The organism is Dietzia sp. DQ12-76, from assembly GCF_014145045.1.
In the GTDB taxonomy this organism is placed as follows: Bacteria; Actinomycetota; Actinomycetes; order Mycobacteriales; family Mycobacteriaceae; genus Dietzia.
Genome location: NZ_JAALDV010000425.1, coordinates 1 through 1155, shown reverse-complemented (window position 1 = coordinate 1155; position 1155 = coordinate 1). Strand labels below are relative to the sequence as shown.

The window sequence follows — 1155 nt, the reverse complement described above, 5'->3', positions numbered from 1 at the left end:
GGCCTCGCCCTCGTCCTCGCGGGGGCGGCGTCGCTCGACGCGCTCGCCCTGGGCGACGATCTGGCGCGCGGTCTCGGGGTCGTGCCGGTGGCCGGCCGGGCGGTCGTCCTGGGGGGAGTGGTGATCCTGTCCGGGGTCGCGACCGCGTTGGCGGGTCCGATCGCCTTCCTCGGTCTCCTCGTCCCGCATCTGCTGCGCCGGCTCGTCGGCGTGGGCAGCAGGGTGGTCCTGGGTCTGTCCGTGGTCATCGGCCCCGTCGTGTTGCTCCTCGCCGACACCGTGGGGCGCGTCATCGCACCACCGGGTGAGATCGCCGTCGGAGTGATGACCGTGGCGATGGGCGTGCCGTTCCTCATCGCGATGCTGCGTCTGAACCGGGGGGTGAGCGCCTCATGAGTTCCGCCGTCCTCGACCGGACCGCGGACGAGGTGGACGAGACGGAACGGGTCATCCGCCGACTCGCCGCCACCCGCCGGAACCGCACCCTGCTCGTGGTACTCGGGCTCGTCTGCGCCCTCGTGGCGGCCATGGCGGTGCGCGTCCTGCTCGGCCGGTACACGGTGACGGTCCCTGACTTCTTGGCCATCGTCGGAGGAGCGACCATCCCTGGCGCCACCTTCGTGGTGATGGAGGACAAACTCCCGCGAGCGGTGCTGGGCGCCCTGGCCGGTCTGGCGTTCGGCGCCTCAGGGGCACTGTTCAGGCGGGTCCTGGGCAACCCGCTCGCCAGCCCCGACATCCTGGGCATCTCCCACGGGGCGTCGGCCGGGGCGGTCGCGGGGATGGCGTTCTGGGGACTACGCGGGGTGGCGATCATCCCCGCGGCGCTTCTCGGGTCCTTGGTCGCCCTGGCCATCGTCCTGAGCGCGTCCGCGGGTCGCCACTCCGGAATCGTGGGCCAGCGGTTCCTCCTCGGCGGGGTGGCCGTGGCGGCGTTGGGCACCGCGGTGGTGACCCAGCTCATCGCCCGGTTGCCTCTGGCCGGCGCCCAGGAGGCCGCGGTCTGGACCGTCGGTTCCCTCTCCGGTGCGTCTCGTCAGCGGATCGTGTGGCTCGCGGTCGCCCTGGCGTTCCTCCTGCCCCTGGCCCTGTGGCTCCACTCCGCCCTGCGGCCCGCCGAACTGGGCCCCGAGCTCGCGGTGGGCCTGGGCAGCC

Annotated in this window: 2 protein-coding genes; both read left to right on the top strand. The window is 73.3% G+C overall.

Going from position 1 to position 1155, the window contains the following annotated elements; genetic code table 11:
* The coding region (locus tag G6019_RS13885; RefSeq protein WP_182627819.1) for an iron chelate uptake ABC transporter family permease subunit at nt 1–396 on the top strand (396 nt) is incomplete at its 5' end.
* Nucleotides 393–1155: iron chelate uptake ABC transporter family permease subunit (locus G6019_RS13880; protein WP_194305757.1), on the top strand; the 763-nt coding region annotated here is incomplete at its 3' end. The genes G6019_RS13885 and G6019_RS13880, both read left to right, overlap by 4 nt.